This window comes from Mesorhizobium sp. M1307, from assembly GCF_040318155.1.
Taxonomy (GTDB): Bacteria; Pseudomonadota; Alphaproteobacteria; order Rhizobiales; family Rhizobiaceae; genus Mesorhizobium.
Genome location: NZ_JAMYLR010000020.1, coordinates 1 through 19078, shown reverse-complemented (window position 1 = coordinate 19078; position 19078 = coordinate 1). Strand labels below are relative to the sequence as shown.

Annotated in this window: 20 protein-coding genes and 1 pseudogene; 15 read left to right on the top strand and 6 right to left on the bottom strand. The window is 62.1% G+C overall.

Features of this window, described 5'->3' with window-relative positions:
• The first annotated feature begins 143 nt into the window (after window positions 1–143).
• Window positions 144–632, top strand: coding sequence for a nucleoside deaminase (locus NKH16_RS21000; RefSeq protein ID WP_352901616.1), 489 nt, complete (start codon window positions 144–146; stop codon window positions 630–632).
• A 162-nt stretch (window positions 633–794) separates the two neighbouring features.
• On the opposite strand, the gene NKH16_RS20995 is transcribed toward NKH16_RS21000, so the two are convergent.
• Window positions 795–1277, bottom strand: a complete 483-nt coding sequence (locus tag NKH16_RS20995) for a MarR family winged helix-turn-helix transcriptional regulator (RefSeq protein ID WP_352571749.1) — start codon at window positions 1275–1277, stop codon at window positions 795–797.
• A 109-nt stretch (window positions 1278–1386) separates the two neighbouring features.
• Here NKH16_RS20995 and NKH16_RS20990 point away from each other — a divergent pair, with 109 nt between their 5' ends.
• Window positions 1387–1791 carry a VOC family protein gene (locus NKH16_RS20990; protein ID WP_352571748.1) on the top strand — a complete coding sequence of 135 codons (405 nt, stop codon included), beginning with the start codon at window positions 1387–1389 and terminating at the stop codon, window positions 1789–1791.
• A gap of 62 nt (window positions 1792–1853) precedes the next feature.
• Here the strand turns inward: NKH16_RS20990 and NKH16_RS20985 are convergent.
• The 3 genes and pseudogenes from NKH16_RS20985 to NKH16_RS20975 all read right to left on the bottom strand — a co-directional run.
• A pseudogene (locus tag NKH16_RS20985) lies at window positions 1854–2242 on the bottom strand (IS1 family transposase); the annotation flags it as partial.
• Window positions 2243–2265: 23 nt separating this feature from the next.
• Window positions 2266–3333 (bottom strand): SDH family Clp fold serine proteinase, encoded by a 1068-nt coding sequence (locus NKH16_RS20980; protein ID WP_352901613.1) that lies wholly within the window; start codon window positions 3331–3333, stop codon window positions 2266–2268.
• 401 nt (window positions 3334–3734) lie between these two features.
• On the bottom strand, window positions 3735–4631 hold the full coding sequence (locus tag NKH16_RS20975; protein ID WP_352901610.1) for an NAD-dependent epimerase/dehydratase family protein: 897 nt from the start codon (window positions 4629–4631) through the stop codon (window positions 3735–3737).
• A gap of 151 nt (window positions 4632–4782) precedes the next feature.
• On the opposite strand from NKH16_RS20975, the gene NKH16_RS20970 reads away from it, so the two are divergent.
• Together NKH16_RS20970 and NKH16_RS20965 are read left to right on the top strand one after the other, a co-directional pair.
• Entirely contained in the window at window positions 4783–5721 is a 939-nt protein-coding gene (locus NKH16_RS20970) for an NAD(P)-dependent oxidoreductase (protein WP_352901609.1), read from the top strand.
• Window positions 5722–6218: 497 nt separating this feature from the next.
• Window positions 6219–6470: a hypothetical protein gene (locus tag NKH16_RS20965; RefSeq protein WP_352683613.1), complete on the top strand. Its 252-nt coding sequence runs from the start codon at window positions 6219–6221 to the stop codon at window positions 6468–6470.
• 28 nt (window positions 6471–6498) lie between these two features.
• Here NKH16_RS20965 and NKH16_RS20960 read toward each other — a convergent pair whose 3' ends face one another.
• Window positions 6499–7278, bottom strand: a complete 780-nt coding sequence (locus tag NKH16_RS20960; protein ID WP_352901606.1) for a FadR/GntR family transcriptional regulator — start codon at window positions 7276–7278, stop codon at window positions 6499–6501.
• 147 nt (window positions 7279–7425) lie between these two features.
• On the bottom strand, window positions 7426–8415 hold the full coding sequence (locus tag NKH16_RS20955; RefSeq protein ID WP_352901604.1) for a sugar-binding protein: 990 nt from the start codon (window positions 8413–8415) through the stop codon (window positions 7426–7428).
• 427 nt (window positions 8416–8842) lie between these two features.
• Here NKH16_RS20955 and NKH16_RS20950 point away from each other — a divergent pair, with 427 nt between their 5' ends.
• From NKH16_RS20950 to NKH16_RS20900, 11 genes are all read left to right on the top strand, one after another.
• Window positions 8843–9583, top strand: a complete 741-nt coding sequence (locus NKH16_RS20950; protein ID WP_023675804.1) for an ATP-binding cassette domain-containing protein — start codon at window positions 8843–8845, stop codon at window positions 9581–9583.
• Between the two features lie 34 nt (window positions 9584–9617).
• Window positions 9618–10616 (top strand): ABC transporter permease, encoded by a 999-nt coding sequence (locus tag NKH16_RS20945; RefSeq protein ID WP_352749782.1) that lies wholly within the window; start codon window positions 9618–9620, stop codon window positions 10614–10616.
• Window positions 10617–10931: 315 nt separating this feature from the next.
• Window positions 10932–11759 (top strand): helix-turn-helix domain-containing protein, encoded by an 828-nt coding sequence (locus tag NKH16_RS20940; protein WP_352474974.1) that lies wholly within the window; start codon window positions 10932–10934, stop codon window positions 11757–11759.
• Window positions 11760–11866: 107 nt separating this feature from the next.
• On the top strand, window positions 11867–12316 hold the full coding sequence (locus tag NKH16_RS20935; protein ID WP_352749780.1) for an SRPBCC family protein: 450 nt from the start codon (window positions 11867–11869) through the stop codon (window positions 12314–12316).
• A 12-nt stretch (window positions 12317–12328) separates the two neighbouring features.
• Window positions 12329–13123: an FAD binding domain-containing protein gene (locus NKH16_RS20930; RefSeq protein WP_352749779.1), complete on the top strand. Its 795-nt coding sequence runs from the start codon at window positions 12329–12331 to the stop codon at window positions 13121–13123.
• Between the two features lie 49 nt (window positions 13124–13172).
• Window positions 13173–13655 carry a (2Fe-2S)-binding protein gene (locus NKH16_RS20925; protein ID WP_352684799.1) on the top strand — a complete coding sequence of 161 codons (483 nt, stop codon included), beginning with the start codon at window positions 13173–13175 and terminating at the stop codon, window positions 13653–13655.
• 14 nt (window positions 13656–13669) lie between these two features.
• A complete protein-coding gene (locus tag NKH16_RS20920; protein ID WP_352901598.1) occupies window positions 13670–15037 on the top strand; it encodes a xanthine dehydrogenase family protein molybdopterin-binding subunit in 1368 nt (455 codons plus the stop codon).
• A 1-nt stretch (window position 15038) separates the two neighbouring features.
• Entirely contained in the window at window positions 15039–16043 is a 1005-nt protein-coding gene (locus NKH16_RS20915; RefSeq protein ID WP_352503852.1) for a xanthine dehydrogenase family protein molybdopterin-binding subunit, read from the top strand.
• Window positions 16044–16052: 9 nt separating this feature from the next.
• Window positions 16053–16949, top strand: coding sequence for an AAA family ATPase (locus NKH16_RS20910; RefSeq protein WP_352749776.1), 897 nt, complete (start codon window positions 16053–16055; stop codon window positions 16947–16949).
• Window positions 16946–18079 carry a vWA domain-containing protein gene (locus NKH16_RS20905; protein WP_352901595.1) on the top strand — a complete coding sequence of 378 codons (1134 nt, stop codon included), beginning with the start codon at window positions 16946–16948 and terminating at the stop codon, window positions 18077–18079. Before NKH16_RS20910 ends, NKH16_RS20905 begins: the two co-directional genes overlap by 4 nt.
• Window positions 18079–18966 carry an amidohydrolase family protein gene (locus tag NKH16_RS20900; protein ID WP_352749773.1) on the top strand — a complete coding sequence of 296 codons (888 nt, stop codon included), beginning with the start codon at window positions 18079–18081 and terminating at the stop codon, window positions 18964–18966. Before NKH16_RS20905 ends, NKH16_RS20900 begins: the two co-directional genes overlap by 1 nt.
• Window positions 18967–19078: the final 112 nt, after the last annotated feature.

Genomic DNA, 19078 nt, shown 5'->3' with positions numbered 1-19078 from the left:
CTGTGCAGCGGTTTTGCGCGACATGCATTAAAACGAGAACCTAAAGCGCGTCGCATGAGGCCGGTCGAACGCGACGCGCTTAGGTTCTTGACTTGTCTCGGTGGATTGTTCGGCACTATGGTCAAGCGGCGGAGGATCTGCCGATGCCACAGCGCCCGTATGATGAGCGCCTGCTCCGTCAGGCATTCGAAGTCGCGCGCAAGGCCCGCGATGCTGGCGAGCATCCCTTTGGTTCGCTGCTCGCTGACAAAGACGGCAATGTGTTGCGCGAGCAGCCCAACGCTTACAAAGCCGGCGGGGGCGACCGCACCGCTCATGCCGAAAGGCTGCTAGCCTCGTGGGCGGGGATGAATGTCAGTCTCGAAAAGCTGGCTTCCTGCACGCTCTACACGTCGGCCGAACCTTGCGCGATGTGCTCCGGGACAATCTATTGGGCGGGCATCGGACGGGTCGTCTTTGGGCAGAGCGAACATGACCTCAAGGGGTTGACGGGCGCACATGTCGAGAACCCCACACTCGACCTGCCCTGCAGGATCGTCTTCGAAGCCGGGCAGCGTCCGACTGAAGTCGTCGGCCCGCTGCTTGCCGATGAAGCGGCGCAACTCCAGGCCGAATTCTGGAAGGACAAGTAGGGTCAGGACTCGTTGATTCAGAGGCAGAGGTGAGTGCCGACGTGGACAACGACCTGAAGCAATTCCAGGAAAAGTGTGAAACGATTTTCCGCCCGGAATTGGCTCAAAACAAAAAATATAGATCGGTTCGGCGTTTCCGTGAACGACAAAACAGTTTCTAATTCAAAGGCCGGTGAGCAATTTCTTAAGTAGAGCGTTAAGAGTTTCCTGCTCCGACGGCGTCAGCACGGAGATTAATTGCTCTTCCAGCGCCACCATTGGACCGATCAAATCATCTATCGCGCGCTTTCCGCCAGTCGTCAGCGCAATTTGCTTGCCGCGCCGGTCGTTGGGATCGGGGCGTCGTTCAACCAGCCCAGCGCGCTCCAGCCGATCCAGGCGGCTCGTCATGCCGCCCGAGGAGATCATTGCCGATTCGTAGAGCTGAGTAGGTGAGAGCGTATAGGGTTCACCGGCGCGCCTGAGCGGCGTGAGCACATCGAACTCACCTACATTCAGGCCAGCTTCTTTGAGCAACGGGTTCATGTGATCGCGGATAACCCGCGCGGCGGCATCAAGCAGACGGCCTACCGTTTCAACAGGTAGCAACGGAAGATCGGGGCGCTCGCGGGCCCATTCCTTAGCTGCGGCCTCGGCGCGATCCATGGCAAATATTCCCTCGGCAAAAATGTATCTTGCAATCAAGATACATCGCATCTACTTACATTGTGGCAAGACAATAGCGCAGCGCGCAGCCCTGGAGAAGGAGAAATCGATGCCCAAAATGATTTTCGTGAACCTGCCTGTCCGTGACCTGTCGGCCTCGACGGCGTTCTACGTGGCGCTAGGCGGCACTGTGAACCCGCAGTTTTCGGGCGAGAAATCCACCTCGCTCATGTTCTCGGACACGATCGGGGTGATGCTGCTGACCCATGACCACTACCGCGAATTCACCACACGCCCAATCGGCGACGCACAGCGCGACAGCCAGGCAATGATCGCCCTCACTGTCGATAACCGCGACGCCGTCGATGCAACACTGACCAGCGCGGTCGCGGCGGGCGGTCGCGCCGATCCCAACCCGGCACAGGATCTTGGCTTCATGTATAACCGCCACATCGAAGACCCGGATGGCTACGTCTGGGAAATCGTATGGATGAACCCGACGGCGAACGCCTGAACCTAATGCATGTCGCGCAAAAATGTGCAGCGGTTTTGCGATAACGACATGCATCAAAGTTTGAATGCGCCTTCAACAGCCTCCAGGTAAGCCTTGTGGCCGTCGCTAGTCAGCTGGACGCGGTTGGCGAGGCGCTTCGCCCGTTGCGTATTCGCTATCCCGCCCGCCGACGAGCCAAGACACGGCCAGCTTGGTGTCGGCATTGATGGCCGTCCAAAGTCCACGTGTCGCCAGTACCTTCCGGAGCGGCCTTGGCGTTAGCAACGTTCTTCTGTTTGGCGTAGGTGAGCGACCAGATTTCGTCCACCTGAATGCGCTTGCTGGTCAGATTGCGAAGCGCTTGATCCTGGTACTCGGCACACACCGCGCCAGCATCCGATAGCAGCTTGGCGACAGTGTTCTTGCTGACGCCCGTCACCCTGGCGATGGAGCGGATCGACTGACCTTCGCACCGACAAAAGTTATTTTGAAATTCTAGGCATCCTTAATTGGTGTGCCTTCACCATTGCCTCCTGCGAGATCGGTTTCCGGCGCGGCGTTGACGGGATTATCGGTGAGAATATCCTCGTCCTTGTCGCCTTTCGATTTTGAATTGCCCTTCCGATCAGTGCGCCGACTTCTGGCGGTATGCACTCCGTCGCCGTTCGATGCAGCTTCTTCTTGGGTTGATCGTTCATTGTCGTCGCTCCTTTGATCGGTCGCCATCGCACTTAGTGAGATGACCTGCACATCCTCAGATTCATCGTATGCCCTGCTACCCAACAAGCTCGCCAGACCCATAAGGTTCGGGTCCGGGAACGAAACATTTTCAAAAAGGTCGCTGGCCTCTTCATCGTCGATGATGAAATCGTGAGCGGGGTAATGCTGAACCAAGTGCATCACCGTAGCATGACTAGCATTTCCGGATTTTTCAATAAGTCTTATACCATAGTCGAAAGCTACTTCCAAGTCTCGTTTGTCGCTGCCAACGGTATCTGGATCAAGCTTTGCAAATATTGTCGACATCATTGCGGCAGTCATAGTCGAGCTTAGTTCGGCAGCCAGCTGAAAGTTAACTAGCCCGCCGCTCTTCTGCATAATAGGCAGCATCAGCCTCTCGAATACGGTCAAAGAAGCGTCTGCGAGACCTTCAAATGCGGATTTTGTTAAAAGCCCCGATTTTCTTGCGCCAAGCTCGTTTTGCTTCAACAGCTGAACATCAAGCGGGCCAAGCTCAGAAAATGGATCCATAATCAACTCATGCGCGCCAAGCGCCACTATGGTACCTGCGCTCTTGCAATAGCTTGGCGCATACAGGTAGAACTTCTTGTATACTTTCTGGATGAACCTCGCGATCTGGTAAGCCGAATTGGCGGAACCGCCATTGGTAGTCATGACCAGGACGATGTTTTCTCGATTGCGCGTTGTGAGGATCGTCTCAACGATCTTCCCGAAGCCAACGTCCGAAATGTCTCCGGAATAGAGGATGATATCGGCATCGTAAATTTCGGCCGATGCCGCTGCCAACTCAAGCAGCCTTACGCTGGCCTCGTCTTCCGTCATTTTTTCTTCCATCGCGCTTGTGCTGCCCTGACAGCTATGAGCTTGCGCCTCTCTGGAGACAGTTTCGCAGCTCTAGCGACGCCGCCTTTCAGCCCGCCCTTGCGGCCCATCAGTGACGCTATCAGGTCTTTCCCATCTGGAGTCTGCAGGGGTTCGCCCTTGTCTCCGGTTGCCAATTCCATGATAAGCTTCGCCAACTCATTGGGATCGCGGGGTCGTTTCGGCCTATTTCTATCCATGATTTCACCGTGCCACAGGGGAGAGGGGAATGCTAGCCCGCTCAAGCATCAATATTTATGAAGCGTTAATTGGGGTTAGCTGATCCATTGTCCATGGGCCGGTGAGAGCCTTACCAAAATTTAATCTGGCAGCGGAATTTCAAAACTGAATTACTGCGCCCGTCAGCTCGTCTTGACGTATTTCCGCCAGCTGTGCTCCGGCCGGAAGCCGAGCATGTCGCGTGCCTTGCGGTTGGAGAGCAGCGTCTCGTATTCGCCAAGTTCGCCCTTGACCGGCACATCGGGGTAAAACCGCTTCAAAAGTTCGGCTGTCGGCAGGTCGGACGAGGTGTCGTCATTGGCGGCGTTGAACACCTGGTAACCGAGCCCGTCCTTCTCGATGGCGCGCAGCGTGATCTGGCCGAGGTCGCGCGCGTCGATATAGCTCCAGGCGATGCGCTTGCGGAAACCCGGATCGGCGAACCATTTCGGAAACAGCGAATATTCATGCGGCTCGATGACGTTGCCGATGCGCAAGGCATAGATGTCGCTGCCATCGTGTTGTGCAAAGGCGCGCGCCGTCTTCTCGTTGACCACCTTGGATAGCGCGTAGCTGTCCATCGGATCGACGTCGTACGCCTCATCGAGCGGGAAATGCGTCGGATCGCGCGGTTCGTTGGCGAAGACCAGCCCGTAGGTCGTTTCGCTGGAGGCGATCACCACCTTGCGGATGCCGAGCTTCACCGCGGCCTCGATGACGTTGTAGGTGCCGAGCGCGTTGATGCGGAACACCTCATTGTCGGGCGTGATCATGATGCGCGGGATCGCCGCGAAATGCACAACGGCATCGATCGGTTGCGAACGCAGCGACGGGTCGAATTCGTGCAGGCCGATATAGCTCGACAGCGCATTGAACACCTGCCCGCTGTCGGTGATGTCGGTGATCAGCGTGCGCACCTTGGGATTGTCGAGCGGCTTGGTGTCGATGTTGAGCACCTGGCAGCCCTGCTCGACCAGATACTGCACGACATGGCGCCCAGCCTTGCCGCTGCCGCCGGTGAACATGATCCGCTTTGTCATTTTGCTCTCCACATTCCCTGGAATTCATGTGTATTGTCAGACAATATCGAACTCTGCAATCGCCTGCCATGGCATGCGGCAAAAACCGCCTCAACAATTCGCCGGCAAGGTGCAGCGCCGTCATCCATCACTGCAAATAGGACGAAACGACATGAACACGACTGCCGCGAGTGAAAAGATTGGCTTCATCGGGCTTGGCCTGATGGGGCACGGGATCGCGAAGAACATCGTCGACAAAGGTTATCCGCTGACGTTTCTCGGCCGCAAGAACCGCAAGCCCGCGGAAGACCTGCTCGGCCGGGGCGCCAAGGAAGCGGCGACCTCGCGCGACGTGGCGGCGGCATCGACGGTTGTCTTCATCTGCGTCACCGGTTCCCGCGAAGTCGAAGCCATCATTCGGGGTCCAGGCGGCCTCAAGGAGGGCCTGAAGCCGGGATCGGTTGTCGTTGACTGTTCGACCTCGGATCCTGTCTCGACGGTGGCGCTGGCCGCCGAACTCAAGGCGCTCGGCGTCGACTATGTCGATGCCCCGCTCAGCCGCACGCCGAAGGAGGCCTGGGAAGGCACGCTCGACGCCATGGTCGGCGCGCCCGATGCGATCTTTGCCCGGCTGAAGCCAGTGCTCGACACCTGGTCCGGACGCATCGTCCATATCGGCGACACCGGCGACGGCCACCGCATGAAGCTGCTCAACAACTTCATTTCGCTCGGCTACGCCGCGATCTATTCCGAGGCGCTGGCGCTGGCGCAGAAGGTCGGCATCTCGCCGCCGCGCTTCGACAGCGTCATCCGCAACGGCCGCATGGACTGCGGCTTCTACCAGACCTTCATGCGCTGGACGCTGGAAGGCGACCGCGACGCGCACAAATTCACCATCGCCAACGCCCTCAAGGACCTCACCTATCTCGAATCGATGGCGGGTGCTGCCGGCATCGCCAACCCGCTTGGCAACGCCACCAAGAACGCCTTCGCCTGCGCCTTCGCGGTCGGCCCCGCCGATCAATATGTGCCGATGCTGGCCACGCATATCGGCAAGGTCAACGGTGTCGACCTGATGCCCACCAAGGATGGCAAAAAGCAGACGATCTGAGAACGTTGGGATTAACGCCTGGGAGTGTCGCAACTGCAAACGTTCGCTGCCGACCAGCTACATCCGCCAATCTCCAACGCTGGCGATTAGCATATGACACCACACCTTCGTCATCCCAGGGCGGAGCAGGAGCGAAGCGACGTCGCGCAGACCCTGGGATGACGAAGGGAGGGTTTCGGCTAATCTCCTAAATTTGCGATTTGCGACTGACGGGAATGATCGACCTTCGTTGCTGGTTGACCCGACTTACACGCAGTTGGCCGAGAAACGATCGAATCAGCGCCGAAACCGGCCGATAACGTCGTCGGTATTGGCGAGAAGTCTGTGCACCAAAGCACGCGCACTTCCGATCGGAAGAAGCCAGAAACAAAAAACCGCCTCGGGAGGCGGGTCGTTGGAGCCAATTAGCACCATACCAAAATTAGTAGCATAGCTGCCGGCACAAAGCAAGAACAAAATACGCCCCCGGTCGCACAAAGCTCAACGGTGTCGACGTCATGCCGGCCAAGGATGCGAAAAATGCAGACGATCTAAGCGCATGGGCAATGCGCACGGCGCACTATTTTTCAATCAACGCCAGCGCCGCCCCTCATCGCCCTGCCGGGCACTTCTCCCCGTATAGTGACGGGGAGAAGGACGCTTTCGCTGATGATTTCGCCAACTATTTCCATTGCAAAGAGTGTGCCAAGATCGCGGCCAGCCCCTTCTCCCCGTCACTATACGGGGAGAAGGTGGCGGCAGCCGGATGAGGGGCGGCGCCGGACTTTGCGTTATAAATCACCGCCGCGACCGGCCGATGACATCGTCGGTGTTGGCAAGAAGCCTGTGCACCGCGGCGCGGGCTGCGGCGGGCCGCTGCAGGCGGATGTTCTTCTCGATCGCCTCGTGCAGTGCCTGCGCCCGCCGCTGATCGCTGGTCTCGCGGGTGACGAACTGGAACAAATGGTCGAGCGCCGATTCGATCAGCACGCCGAGCGGCACCAGCAGATCGTTGCCCGATGCCCGCAGGATGGCGAGGTGAAACCGCGTGTCGGCGCGGGTCCGCTCCGGCAGGTTGGTCGCCTCGCCCATTTCGCGGCAGGCTAGGCTGATCTCGGCCATCTGCTCGTCGGTGCGCCGCATCGCGGCAAAGGCGCTGGCCTCCGGCTCGATGATGTGGCGGAATTCCTGCACGGTCCTGAGGAACACCTCGCGGTCCGGCGAGGTCGCATACCAGGCCAGCACGTCGCGATCGAGCAGGTTCCAGCGTTCCTTCGGCTCGACCCAGCTGCCGATCTTCGGGCGTGACGCCAGCAGGCTCTTCGCCATCAGCATTTTTATGGCTTCGCGCACCGCCGAGCGGCTGACGTCGAAGGTCTCGGACCATTTGGCCTCGTTGGGCAGGATGGTTCCCGGCGGATAGTCGCCGCGCACGATTCTCAGCCCGATTTCGTTGGCGAGCGAGGCGTGCACACTGGAGCCGGGAAAGTGTGCGGCATCGGCACGCCGAACGACGGCCGGCCGCCCAGGCTCTGCCTTGAATTTGGCGGGTCGCTTTTTTGATGTCGCGTCCGGCATTGGTATTCCCCGGCAACTGCTTGTCGAAAGCCTGAACTCAGGGCACGGCAAAGCAGCGGCCTACGCTCCAAAGCAGCGTCGCCTCGTGCGTTTTGTATGGACAGTGCGAACGGGGCGCCCGTCGATGGGCGCCCCGAAATTGCCGACCTACTTTTGGATGCAGGTGTCGACCGTGTCCTTGGTGCATTCGTCGAGGCCGGTGAACACCGGATCGGCGACCGGCTTGCCGTCGACCAGGTCGATCATCACCGAGGGCGCCTTGTAGCCCATCTCGAACGGCCGCTGGCCAACCAGTGCGGTCACCAGCCCGTCACGAGCAATCGCCACCTCGTCGCCGATCGTGTCGGCGGCGCCGATGACAAAGGCGTTGCTGGCGATCTTGTCGGCCATCGGCTTGAACAGGTCGCGGTAGGGCTGCGGAGCGCCGAACAGCGGCCAGCCGCCCATGATGCCGAAGGCGTCGAGATCGGGATTGGCGGCGAGGATGTCGGTCATCGCCTGCACGCCCTTGGCGCCGTCGTCACTGGTGAACACCGGGCAGCCGGCAACTTCGGTCCAGCCGCCTTCGCCCGCCAGCGCCGCGAGGCCGTCCTTGCCCGACAGCGCGTCACGCATGCCCTGCGCGCGGCGCAGGATGTTGTCGGCGGCCGGATTGCCTTCGATGGTGCAGATCTTGCCGCCATTCGGCTTGGCCTTCTTGATGTATTCGCCGATCTTGTGACCCATCAGGTAATTGTCGGTGCCGAGATAGGTCTTGCGCAGCGCCGCATCTTCCTTGCTGAGGTCGGCGTCGAGGGTCATGATCGGGATCGACGGATTGGCGCTTTTGATCGTCTGCGCGATCAGCGGCGCGTTCGATGGCGAAATCGCCATTGCCACCGTATCGGGCTTGCTCAGCATGTCCTGGACGATCTGGGCTTCACCGGCCTCATCCGAGGTCGATGCCGGTCCGGTGTAGAAGCACTCATATTCCGAGCTGGCGTTTTCCTTGTTCCACTTCTCGCAACCCTGGTGGATGGCCTCGAAGAATGGATTGTCGAGACCCTTCACCACGATGACGAGCTGTTTCTTGGCCATAGCCGGCCCGGCACCCAACGCCATGACGGCGGCGGCAGCGAGCAATAGTGATTTCCTCATGTCAGTCCTCCCTTTTGAAACAAACGGACACCGCGTGCCCGCCACACACAGATCGACCCGGAGCAAGATGACAGAGGACGTCGCACTCGTGTCGCCAAGCCAGGTCGATAAGCATTTTCATATTCAGTCTCGGACCGGCACCGACAGATATCGCTGGTTACCAAATCCCTGACCGACAAACCCTCACCGATTCCTTCCGGCAACCCGGTGGCTCGGCGCAAGCTCCTCCGACACTTAGCTAATATCGCCTTGTCACCGACGTCAATGCTATTTGTCCTACAAAACTGATTTTTCGAAAGAAGCCGTGGTTGACGCCAAGGAGGCATATGCGTAAATGGGCAAAATCGCTGCTTCCGGGAGGAACTGGGGAGAGCGAATGGCCGCGGCAGAACCGCAGGCCCCAAAGCACGGGGAGGCAAGAAGGCTGGTGGCGGTTCTCGAACTCACCAACATCTCGAAGCATTTTGGCGCCATCCAGGCGGTCAACGACGTTTCGTTGTCGATCGAGGCCGGACAGGTTGTCGGCCTGATGGGCGACAACGGCGCCGGCAAGTCGACGCTGGTCAAGATGATCGCCGGCAATTTCCCGCCGAGCCATGGCACGATGCAGATGGACGGCAAGGAGCTGATCCTGCACAAGCCGGTCGAGGCGCGCCAGCACGGCATCGAAATCGTCCATCAGGACCTGGCACTGTGCAACAATCTGACGGCCGCCGCCAACGTCTATCTCGGCCGTGAATTGCGCCGCGGCCTCGGGCCGCTTCGCATCCTCGACTATGCCGCGATGTACAAGCGTGCCGGCCAGATCTTCGCCGAGCTGAAATCCGAAACGCGCCCGCGCGACCTGGTCAAACAAATGTCGGGCGGCCAGCGGCAGGCGGTGGCGATCGCCCGCACCATGCTTTCGCAGGCCAAGATCGTGCTGATGGACGAGCCGACCGCGGCGATCTCGGTGCGCCAGGTCGCCGAGGTGCTGAACCTGATCCGCCATTTGCGCGACCAGGGCATCGCCGTCGTGCTGATCAGCCACCGCATGCCCGACGTCTTTGACGTCGCCGACCGCGTCATCGTCATGCGGCGCGGCCGCAAGGTCGCCGACAAGACGATCGCATCGAGTTCGCCGGAAGAAGTCACCGGACTCATCACCGGCGCCATCGAACAGGTATGATTGACGCCTCAACCATGAGTAAAAAAGGTCGATAATGGCAGTCACCCTTGATCAGACGATCGCGCACAAGCAGCACACCTTGCTGAGCAAGGTGTTTGCCAGCCAGACCTTCTGGGTGGTGATCGCGGTCATCCTCGCCTGCCTGTTCCTGTCGGTGGCCACGGATTCCTTTGCCACGACCAAGAACCTCTACAACATCACCCGCAACGTCACCTTCGTCGCCATCGTGGCGCTCGGCATGACCTTCGTCATCATCACCGGCGGTATCGATCTGTCGGTCGGCTCGGTGCTTTGCCTGTGCTCGATGGTGCTGGCCGTCACCATGCATGCCGGCTACGGCATCGAGATCGGCATTGGCGCTGCGATCGCGACGGCGCTGATCATCGGCGCCTTCAACGGGGTTCTGATCGCCTATCTCGGCTTCCCGCCCTTCGTGGTGACGCTCGGCATGCTGTCGATCGCACGCAGCCTAGCCATGGTCGCCTCCAACAACACCGTCGTCTTCCAGTTCGGGCCGGACCACGAAAAGCTGCTGGCGCTGGGCGGCGGCGCCTGGGTGTTCGGCATCGCCAATCCGGTGCTTTACATGATCGTGCTGGCGTTGATTACCGGCTTTGTGCTGCGCTGGACGAAATTCGGCCGGCACATCTTCGCCATCGGCGGCAACGAGCATGCGGCAACGCTGACCGGCGTTCCGGTGCGCCAGATCAAGGTCGTCGTCTACATGATCTCGGCAATGGCGGCTGGCCTTGCCGGCATCATCCAGACCGGCTGGCTGGGCGCGGTCACCACCAATCTCGGCAACGGCATGGAGCTTCAGGTGATCGCCGCCACCGTCATCGGTGGCGCCAACCTGGCCGGCGGCATGGGCACAGCCTTCGGCGCGGTCGTCGGCGCGGCGCTGATCGAGGTCATCCGCAACAGCCTCGGCCTGCTCGGCATCAATGCCTTCTGGCAAGGCGTGTTCATCGGCGGCGCCATCCTGCTCGCCGTGCTGTTCGACCGCATCCGCAATTTCAGGCGCAACGACTGACGTTCAAGCGCAGCCTCCCCCTTCTCCCCTTGTGGGAGAAGGTGTCGCCGAAGGCGACGGATGAGGGGTGCTCCAGTTTGCCATCGCCTCATTTCTTCCAACACCCCTCAACCGTCTCGGCGCTAGCGCGCCGATCCACCTTCTCCCACAGGGGGAGAAGGGGACGCGCTCCTATCGCCGGGTCTGATAATCCGCCGGTGCGGCGCATGGCCGGCGCCCGGACGTGCACATCCGTCTTGACGCAAGCCCGAACTGCGCCGCACAATCGCTCGCAGCAGGCGAAGGGAGGCCAGTCGCCTGCGGGAGGATATACCCATGACGGAAGCGATCAGGCTCTACTGGGGCCGGTTCGGACATGTTTCTGTCCTGAACGTCGCCAGCGACTTCGTCACCCACGCCCATGTCGAGGCGCATATCATCATCTGGCTGGAAGGCACCGCCGGCGAGATGACCATCGGCCGCGAGACGGTGCGGCTTGGACCGGGCACCGCCGCCGGCATCAATTCCTTCCAGCCGCACAGCCACGCTCTGTCCCGCGACGGCACGCCCGGCCTGTTCCTCGCCTTTTACATCGATCCGGACTGGGCACGGAAACGCCGCGAGCTGCCTTCCGCCGCGCCGCTGTTCTCCGCCCCGGCAATCACGCTCGAGCCTTGGCTGCACAAGGCAGCGGCTAACCTCCTCGACCATCTCAGCGACAATGAGAGCATCGACGACATCGCCAATTACGAGATCGAGCGCTTCATCGACAGCGTACTCGATGCCGCCGATGCCTCCGCACCGCAGACCGTGCGCGCCCGCATCAACACCATGCAGGACTTCCGCGTCCGCAAGGCGATCCAGCTGATGAAAGCCAATGTCTGCGAGCGTATCTGCTTCGACGACGTGGCGCGCAGCGTCGGCCTGTCGCGGCCGCATTTCTTCGCGCTGTTCAAGGAACAGACCAATCTGACGCCCAACGTTTATTGGAACACGCTGCGCATGGAGGAAGCCGTGCGGCAGTTGCAGTGGTCGCAGGAGCCGCTGATCTCGGTCGCCTGCAATCTCGGCTTCACCACGCAAGGCAATTTCTCGCGCTTCTTCCGCGACCATGTCGGCGTCCCGCCGACGCTTTACCGCGAGGCGGCGCGGGCGATCAGCTGAGCGCCCGTTTTTCAGACTATTTGATAGGCGTTCAAGACGCATTGATAAGCGCCGCCGAGCCTGCCGCCCTACCCTCCCAAGCAGCTGATGTGCAAGGGAACGATCATATGGCGAAAGTCACCATCTCCAGCGTCATCGACGCACCGGTCGAAAAGGTCTGGGCCCGCATACGCGACTTCAACGGTCTGCCGACCTGGCACCCGCGCATGGTCGAAAGCCATATCGAGGACGGCAAGGATGCCGGCATGATCGGCTGCGTGCGCAATTTCCAGCTCGCCAGTGGCGCCCGCCTGCGCGAAAAGCTGCTCGATTTCTCCGACGAGAACTTCCTCGTCAGCTACGCCATCCTGGAGACGCCGCAGCCGCTCACCAACCACAAGGCGACGTTGCAGTTGCGGCGGGTGACCGACGGCGACCGCACCTATGCCGAATGGACCGCCAGCTTCGACGCCGCTCCCGAGGAAGCCGATCAATTGGCCGAAGGCATGGGCGCCAACGTCTTCCAGGGCGGGTTCAACGCCCTGAAGGCCCATTTTGCCGGCCAGAGCCAGGCGTAAAGGGAGCGTTCCATGGCGCTTGCACTGCAGAGTTTCGCGACGGTGAAGGATGCCAGCGCGGCGCTGAAAGCCGCCGGCACCCGCTACCTCGGTGGCGGCACGTTGGTGGTGCGCGCCGCCAATGAAGGCGACGTGTCGATCTCCGGTTTCGTCAGGTCGACCGAACCGGCGCTGTCGGTCATCCACATTTCCGGCGGCGAGGTCCGCATCGGCGCTTCGGTGACCATGGCGGCGATCGCCCGCCATCCGGATCTCGCCCCGCTGGCCCACGCCGCGCGCGCCGTCGGCGGCCCGGCGATCCGCAACATGGCAACGGTCGGCGGCAATCTCTTCGCGCCAGCGCCTTACGGCGATTTCACCGTTGCGCTGCTGGCCTTGGACGCAACGGTCAGCACCAGCGACGGCGAGCTGCCGATCGAGACATTCCTGGCAAGGCGCGAGAGCAATGACGCTATCGTCACCGCGGTCGGCTTCACGCTTCCGACCGAAGGCGGCTTTCGCTTCCTGAAAGTGTCGCGGGTCAAGCCAAAGGGCATTTCGGTGCTGAGCATCGCCACCGTGCTGGAACAGGCGCCGGACGGCACTGTCACGTCAGCGCGGATCGCGCTCGGCTGCATGGCCGACCGGCCGATCCGTGCCAGGGCGGCGGAGAAAGCCTTGATTGGCCGGAAACTCACCAGCGAGGGCATCGCACCGGCACTGGCCGTTGCCCGCGACGGCACTTCGCCGCCAACCGATCCGATCGCCAGCGCCTGGTATCGCAACGAAGTCCTGCCGGTCCATCTCGGCCGGCTGCTGCTCGCCTGAAAGACCGTGGCGCATATGTCCGCCTGGCTGCGGCGCAAGGAGTAAAAAGATGGCAAAGGTCCCGATTCAGTTCACGCTCAATGGTGCGGAGAAAGCCGAGTTCATCGACAGCGGCACGACGCTGCTTCATGCGTTGCGCGACAAGATCGGCGACACCTCGCCGAAGGGCGGCTGCCATCAAGGCACTTGCGGCGCCTGCTCGGTCATCATCGACGGCGAGCTCAGGCTGTCCTGCCTGACGCTGGCCGAGACCTGCAATGGCGCAACTATCGCCACGACCACGGGGCTTTCGGAAGGCGGCGTGCTGCATCCGCTGCAACGCGCTTTCCTCGATGCTTTCGCCACGCAATGCGGTTTCTGCACGCCGGGCATGATCATGGCCGCCAAGGTGCTGCTGGATCACACGCCGAACCCCAGCCGCGAGGATGTCGTCGAGGCACTGTCCGGCAATATCTGCCGCTGCACCGGTTACGAGCCGATCATCCAGGCAGTTCTGAGCGCCGCGCGCTCCAATTCGCAGAACGCGGCTTGAGGGGAGTTAAGAAAATGGAACTCCGCAAGAGCTATTTCGCCGACCAGCGCAAGGACGATCTGCACGAGATCGGCCAGCCGCGGCCGCGTTCGGATTCGCCCGGCCATGTCACCGGCAAGACCGCCTATTTCGCCGACCGCAATTTTCCCGGCATGCTGCACCTGAAGATGGTGCGCAGCCCGCATCATCACGCCCGCATCCGCAGCATCGATACGTCAGAGGCGGAAAAGCACCCCGGCGTCGTCAAGGTGCTGACCGCCAAGGATGTGCCGCACAATGTCTACACCATCCTGATCCTGATCCAGATCGGGCCGGAGGACGAGACGGTGCTGGCCGACGGCAAGGTGCGCTGGAAGGGCGAGGCCGTGGTGGCGGTGCTGGCCGAGACCGGGCGCGCCGCGCAGGAAGCCGCCGCCAAGGTCAAGGTCGATTACGAGGTGCTGCCGGCCGTCTTCGACATGGACGAAGCGCTGAAGCCCGGCGCGCCGATCGTCAACGAATATCACGGCCGGAATTATTACCTCTACGACAGCGGCGAATGCCGCAAGGTGCGCTTCGGCGATGTCGAGGCAGGCTTTACAGGAGCCGACCACGTGCTCGAACAGACCTACCAGTCTTCACCGATCGAGCATGCGCCGACCGAAACGACCGGCTGCATCGTCGCACCCGAGGGTAACGACCGCTTCACCTGCTACACCAACACGCAGGCGATGTTCTTCACCCTCGATAACGCCTCGATCATCCTGCAGATGCCCGGCAACAAGCTGCATTTCGTCGGCGGCACTGTCGGCGGCGGCTTTGGCGGCAAGGTCGACGTCATCGTCGAGCCGATCGCCATCCTTGGCGCCAAAATAACAGGACGACCGGTCTGTTTTATCTACAGCCGCGAGGAAGAGATGCAGATTTCCTCGCCGCGCGCCGCCGAGAAAGTCGTCATCAAGGACGGCGTCATGAACGACGGCCGCATCGTCGCGCGTAAAGTCACGGGCTACACCGATGCCGGCGCCTATTCGCGCCATTCGCCCTACGGCGCGCAGAAGGGCGCCGGGCATTATCCCGGCCCCTATACGATCCCGAATGTCTGGATCGACACCTACTGCGTCTACACCAACCGCACCCCGTCCTCTGCGATGCGCGGCTTCGGCGTCACCATCGGCGATTTCGCGCTGGAGGTGCAGATGGACAAGCTCGCCCGGCTGATCGGCATGGACCCGCTCGAATTCCGTTTCATCAACGCCTATCGCGATGGCGACATGAAAGCACATCGGCAGCCGACCGAGGGTGCTGCGCTGATCGAGTGCATGCAGGAAGCCTCGCGCGCCGCCAACTGGCCCGTGGCAGAAACATTCATGGCGATGTCGTCCTACGCGAAGGGAGCTTGAGATGGCGATCAGGCGCGGACGCGGCGTCGCCGCGATCAACTATCCGACCGGCATGAATCTCGGCGGCGACCCGACGCAGGCGCTGGTCCATTCGACGCCGACCGGCAATTTCATGGTCACGCTGTCGAGCGTCGATCTCGGCCAGGGCATGAAGCAGATCATGGCGCAGATCTGCGCCGAGACGATCGGCGTGCCGACCGACCGCGTCGTCGTCGACACCGCCGACACCGACACCGGCCCGCACTGCATGGGCACCTTCGCCTCGCGCGGCACGCATCGCGCCGGCAATGCGGTTATCCAGGCGGCCAGGGAAGCCCGCCAGGTGATGCTGGAAGTGGCGGCCGAGGAGCTGGAGGTCAATGCGTCGGACCTCGAGACCGACGGGCAAGGCAACATCCTGGTCAAGGGCGCGCCGCAGAAATCGATCTCGATCTTCGATGTCGCGCTGTCGGCGCATTTCAAGCGCGGCCGTTCGATTTCCGGCCGCGGCATGTTTTTGATCCCGCGCTCCTATCCGGAAAAGGAAACCGGCGCGATGAAGCCGTCGACCTGCTACGCCCACGCCTGCACGGTTGCCGAGGTCGAGGTCGACGACGAGACCGGCGAGGTCACCGTGCTGACCGTGAAGAACGTCTTTGAGATCGGCCGCGCGCTGAACCCGAAAATGGTCGAGCAGCAGCTCGTCGGAGGCTCGTGGATGGGCATCAGCCATGCGCTCTACGAAACGACCGAACCCTATTATCCCAATCGCGACCATGGCGGCACCGACTTCAACCAATATCTGATGCCGGGTCCTGGGGATCTCGCTCAAACCGATATCATCGTGCTGGAGAGGCCCTCGGCGGACGGGCCGTATGGCGCCAAGGGGCCGGGCGAAATGTGCGCCAACCCGCAGATCCCGGCGGTCGCCAATGCCGTCTTCGACGCCGTCGGTGTGCGCATCGATACGCTGCCGATCACGCCGGAGCGCATCCTGCGGGCGCTGAAGGCGCAAGCCCCGAACTGAGTGCCGGAAATGCCCAAGAGAAGCGCCCGGACTTCAAACGCAGAGACAGTCGCGACCTCGCCGGAGGCGGTGGCGTCCCGGCTCGCCACCTCGCGCTATCTCGCCGATGAAAGCCTGGCCACCGCAATCTTCCTGGCAATCAGGCTGGGTAAGCCGCTGCTGCTCGAAGGCGCGCCCGGCGTCGGCAAGACCGAAGCGGCGAAGGCGATAGCCGAACTGCTCGGGCGCGATCTGGTGCGGCTGCAATGCTATGAAGGCATCGACGCCGCACATGCGCTATACGAGTGGAACTACCAGCGCCAGCTGCTCGCCATCCGCCATGCCGGCGAGCACGAGGTCGACATCTATGACGACCGTTTCCTGATCGCGCGGCCGCTGCTGCAGGTGCTGAAGGCGCCGGAAAAGCGCGTGCTGCTGGTCGACGAGATCGACCGCTCGGACCATGAGTTCGAAGCGCTGCTGCTGGAATTCCTCTCCGATTTCCAGATCAGCATTCCCGAGCGCGGCACCATCCGCGCGACGGCGCAGCCGATCGTCATCCTGACCTCGAACCGCACCCGTGAACTGGCCGAAGCGCTGCGGCGGCGCTGCGTTTACCACTGGATCACCTATCCCGACGCCAGGCGCGAGGCCGAGATCATTATGCTGCGCGCCGGCGATGTCGCCGAGGCCACGGCGCGCGCCGTGGCTGCCGCCGTGCGCGATATTCGCGCGCGTCCGCTGGCGAAGCCGCCCGGCATCGCCGAGGCGGTCGAATGGGCCAATGCCGCGACCATCCTCGAAAAAGGCGGCAGTCCGTGGCCGGAAGCGTTTCGCCGCGCCATCGGCGTGCTGATCAAAGACGAGGAGGATCTATCCTGCATCGCGCCGGAGCTCGGCAAGATTGTCGAGGAGGCGCTGGCGTGAGCGCGGCGGGCCTGCCTCAAGGAGCAGCACCCTTCCTCGGCTTCGGCCGGCTGCTCCGCCGCTACGGCTTCCCGGTGGCGCCCGAGCAGGTCTCCGGCTTCATGCAGGCGGTGACGTTGCTCGGTCCCCGTTCGATGGCCGACATCCGCGAGGCCGCCCTCGCCACGCTGGCGCCGCCGCCCGACCGCCGCGACGAATTCGAGGCGCATTTCCGGAGCCATTTCTATGGCAGCACTGCTGCCGTGGTCGAAGGCGAGGCCGACGAGGAAACCCGCATCAAGGACGATGGTGCAACGGGCGAAGAAGAAATCGAGGTGGTCCGCCAGGAGCAAGGCGGCGAACTGTCTTCGGCCAGCGAACAGTTGAGCGTCCGCGAGTTCCAGCGCGACAGCGACGGGCTTGCCGCCTTCCGCCGCAAGCTCGCCACCGCGTTGCCCGCCCGCCGCTCCTTCCGCACCGTACGCACGCATGCCCGCGGCAAGCTCGACCTGCGCCGCTCGCTGCGCGAAATCGTCAGTGCCGACGGCGATATCCCCTCGCCGCTGCTGCGCCGGCGGCAGACAATGCCGCGCAAGCTTCTCATCATCATCGATGTGTCCGGCTCGATGAAGCTCTACACATCGGACTATCTCAAGCTGGCGCATGCGGCCGTGCAAGGCGCCGACCGGGCGGAGGTATTCACTTTCGGCACACGGCTGACCCGCATCACCTCGCCGCTGCGCATTCGCGACCGCAACCAGGCGCTGGCCCGCGCCGCTGCCCAGGTCGACGACTGGGACGGCGGCACCCGTATGGGACCGACGCTGCTCGCGTTTCTATCGGTGCCGCGCTTCTCCGCCTTTGCACGCGGGGCGGCAATCGTCATCCTGTCCGACGCGCTGGAGCGCGGCGATCATGCCGAGCTGGAGACCGCGATGCGCCGGCTGAGCGCCCGCGCCTTTCGGCTTTCGCTGGCGACGCCATTGGCCGGCGACCCGCGCTTCCGGCCGGCAACGGCAGCACTTCGCACCATCCTGCCGGTGCTCGACGATCTGGTCGACGGCTCCTCGATCGCCGGTCTCACCGAGTTCATCCTGTCGCTCGCCCGCCCAGCCCCGGCGGCCGCGGCAATCTGGAAAAGGGTTTTGTGATGCAAAAGGCGATCGACGCGCATTTCCACATCTGGCGCCGAGAGGACCAGCCCTGGCTGCGCGGGCCGATGGTGCCGCGCATCTTCGGTCCATACGAGCCGATCCGCCGTGACTATCCGATCGAGGAATTCCTCGCCGACCAGCAAGGCTCGGGCGTCGAGAAGGCGGTCTATGTCCAGACCAACTGGGCCAAGGAGGATTTCGAGAAAGAGGTGGCGTTCCTGCAGAAGACCGCGGAAGAAACCGGCTGGCCGCACGCCATCGTGGGCTATGCCGATATGACGGTGGACGATATCAGGCCCCAGATCGACCGGCTGAAAAAATATCCGCTGCTGCGCGGCGTGCGCATGCAGCTGCACTGGCACGGAACGCCGGCCTTCCGCTTCGCCGCCTCGGCCGATCAGGTCATCGATCCCAAGGTGCGGGCCAATGTCGCGCGGCTGAAGGATTACGGCCTGTCCTTCGACCTGCAGCTTTTCCCCGCCCAGATGAAGGACGGGCTGACGCTCGTCGGCGACAACTCCGAGACGAATTTCATCCTCACCCACGCCGGCATGCTGACCGACATGGAGCCGGAGACCACCGAGGCGTGGAAGTCCGGCCTGCGCACGCTGTCAGCGGCGCCCAACCTCTATGCAAAGCTGTCCGGCCTCGGCACCTTCGTCCACCGCAACGACCCGGCGCTGATCGCCTATATCGTCGACAACGCCATCGACATCCTCGGCAGCGACCATTTGATGTTCGGCTCGAACTTCCCGATCGAGAAGCTGTGGACCAGCCATTCCGAGCTGATCAAGGCGCACCGGGAGGCGGTGGCGAAACACGGCGCGGCCGCCGAGGCCGATATTTTCTGGAACACGGCGGAGCGCGTTTACAGGCCGGCGTGAGACGCGCAGACCTCCCCTTCTCCCCTTTGTTTGGACCGGAGACATCGCGAACAGGTGTGCGAGGACATCGCGAACAGTTTCCCACCCTATCTGTTGCTTGCGTTGAGGTCGA